Below are 3,000 nucleotides of genomic sequence, written 5' to 3' on the forward strand. Positions count from 1 at the left end.
CATTGAGTTTATCACAATCCTAAATCATTCATGAGAAAAATCATGAGAGAAACAGGGCTTCGACTTCACTCAGCCAACCTATTCTGATGGCTGAGCGAAGTCGAAGCCTAACTCATTTAGGATTGCTATATGCTTGCCATAAGTAGCTAAGCATAAGTAAACTTAAAATCTAGAAGAGCATACCGCCCGCTACGCGGGCGGTATGCTCTCTGGTTTTGTTTTTAAATTATGCGGAACTAATTAGTTACTCTATCTGTTCAGAAAGCCTACTGAGAGAGGATTATTTTGTCCAATAAATTCCATGTCTGCATCACTTTAGGAACTCGTCCAGAAGCAATTAAACTTGCGCCGATCGTGCATTTGTTTAGAAGTAGCACTCATTTCCAAACTTCGGTGATTCTGACAGGGCAACACCGAGAAATGGTCGCTCAGGTGATGCAGTTGTTTGACATTACAGCTGATTATGACTTAAACATCATGCAGCCAAAGCAGACCCTCACCCAAATTACTTGCAATAGTTTGATTGGTTTGGAGAAGTTATACAAAGAAATTCAGCCTGATATAGTCTTAGTGCAGGGAGATACCACCACCGCTTTTGCCGCAGCTTTAGCAGCTTTTTATCAACAGATTCCCGTAGGTCATGTGGAAGCTGGACTACGCACTGATAATCTCTTCAATCCATTTCCTGAGGAAGCAAATCGTCGTTTAGTTTCCCAAATTGCCCAACTACATTTTGCGCCTACCCTCGCCTCTGTCGAAAACCTGCAAGTCTCTGGGGTCAAAACTGGTATTCATCATACGGGCAATACAGTTATTGATGCACTTTTGTATGTTTCCAAGCGATCGCCTCAATGCGACATCAAAGGCTTAGATTGGTCGGCGCAGCGCGTAATTTTAGCCACCGTTCATCGCCGTGAAAATTGGGGCGAACCTTTGGGACAAATTATTCAAGCATGGTTGCAAATTCTCGCCGATTTCCCCGATGTTGCCTTAGTGTTGCCGATGCATCTCAACCCCGTAGTACGCGAACCGTTAATGGCTCAATTGGGCGAGCATTCCCGAATTTTCTTGGTTGAACCCCTCGATTACGAGCAATTAGTGGGGGCAATGCAACGCTGCTATCTGATCATGAGCGACTCAGGTGGTTTACAAGAAGAAGCCCCTAGTCTTGGCAAACCTGTACTGGTATTGCGTTCGACGACCGAGCGTCCTGAAGCGATCGCCGCAGGTACGAGCAAACTCGTGGGGACAGAAACTAAGGACATCGTTGCGGCGGCCTCTACGCTACTTAGCGATCGCCATGCCTACGAACAGATGGCAAATGTGGCTAATCCCTTTGGAGATGGTCAATCCAGTCAACGTATTCTAGATATAGTTTATTCCTTTTTAGCGTAGGGTGCAGTGCCCCTCTTGTGTCACTGCAAGAATGTTATGCAATCTAGACGCAAGCTCCTAAAAACCGCGATCCAAACCTTAGGCGCAGCAGCAGGGGGCTTATTTCTCAATAACTGTAGCTCTAAGCCCCTTGGAAATGAGCCATTGCCAAATAACACCTTTGCTGCTGCGGGTATTCCTGAAATCCCATCGGTACGGCTGGGCATAATCCCTTCGATTGAAATTGCCCCGCTGTTGGTTGCCCAAAAACAAAAGCTATTTGCCAAATATGGCATGACTGATGTGCAGTTAGTGCCCTTTCGCAGTTGGCAGTCTCTAGGAGAATATACGGCGATGGGGACGGATTTAGGCACAAATGACTATGGCATTGATGGTGGGCATTTTTATAGCCCTCTGCCCGAACTGTTAAATGAAGGCTTAATTAACCAAAAAAAGACTGCCATGTATGTACTGCTGCGACTGCATACCCACGGAGGTTATATAGTCGCTTCTAAACGATTGAAGCCTTTAGGCATTCAAGTTAAACATGCCACCTTTTCTGCTTGGCAGGATATCGCCAAGTTATTTGGTAATCCGATGAATAGCGCGATCGCGGAAATTGGGAGCAACTACGATCTCTGGCTCCGATATTGGCTAGCCTCTATGGATATCGTTCCCCTTCGTGATATCGATATCCTCGAAATCCCCCTCGATGAGATCATCCCCCAAATCAAGGAGCATCGGGCTGACTTATTCTGCTTAGATAGCTGGCGAACGCTCAAACTAATCGAAGGAAATCTTGCCGAGCCTGCGATCGCCACTGGCGAAATTTGGCGCAATTATCCAGGGGAAATTTTGGCAATGCGTGCCGACTGGGTAGACAAATATCCGATCGCCACGCAGGCTATCCTGCAAGCTACGATGGAAGCACAGCTTTGGTGTGACGATCCTGCCAATGCCCGAACATTAAATACGCTTTTGGCAATCTATTTTATAAATGACGTAACCAATAACTTTACCAATCACCCCCTGACAAGCCCAAATCCGATCAAGATGTTTGCTCAACTCTTTAAAAACAGTCCTAAGCTGACAAAGGGAATGCTTAAAAATAGTTCTAATTCCCTGAATTACGCCATTAAATATTGGTCAAATGATGGTATTTCGGTTTCCTATCCCTACAAAAGTCACGATCTATGGTTTCTCTGCGAATATCAAAGATGGAGGCTGTTACCGCCCAGTTTGCCAACCCGAGAAATTATTGATGCAGTAAATCGTGAAGATCTCTGGAGAAATGCGGCTAAAGCGATCGGCGTTCCCGATACCAATATTCCGATTTCGACTTCACGGGGGATAGAAACTTTTTTTGATGGTTCTCAGTTCGATCCCGATCGCCCAAATCAATACAGCGCTTTGCGCTCAAACCCAAACCAAGGAGGTTTTTGAAAGCGTTGCGTAGTAACGCTTTCAAAAACTTCCTTGCGGCTCGCTTGATCGATAATTGCTGTATTAACCCCAGTATTTATAGATAATTCAAATAAAAACTACAGCTTCGACTTCGCTCAGCTAGCTTACACCGAGGGCTGAGCGAAGTCGAAGCCCGTCTACAAGTTATTTAAAACAACTATA

2 protein-coding genes are annotated in these 3,000 nt (G+C 45.4%); both read left to right on the plus strand.

Translation table 11 applies throughout. The features are described 5' to 3' along the window. Nucleotides 1–282 precede the first annotated feature (282 nt). Nucleotides 283–1,395 carry a non-hydrolyzing UDP-N-acetylglucosamine 2-epimerase gene (gene wecB, locus AC805_RS14275; protein WP_055076036.1) on the plus strand — a complete coding sequence of 371 codons (1,113 nt, stop codon included), beginning with the start codon at nt 283–285 and terminating at the stop codon, nt 1,393–1,395. 36 nt (nt 1,396–1,431) lie between these two features. Then, nucleotides 1,432–2,817, plus strand: a complete 1,386-nt coding sequence (locus AC805_RS14280) for a CmpA/NrtA family ABC transporter substrate-binding protein (RefSeq protein WP_055076037.1) — start codon at nt 1,432–1,434, stop codon at nt 2,815–2,817. Nucleotides 2,818–3,000: the final 183 nt, after the last annotated feature.

This window comes from Pseudanabaena sp. 'Roaring Creek', from assembly GCF_001402795.1.
In the GTDB taxonomy this organism is placed as follows: Bacteria; Cyanobacteriota; Cyanobacteriia; order Pseudanabaenales; family Pseudanabaenaceae; genus Pseudanabaena.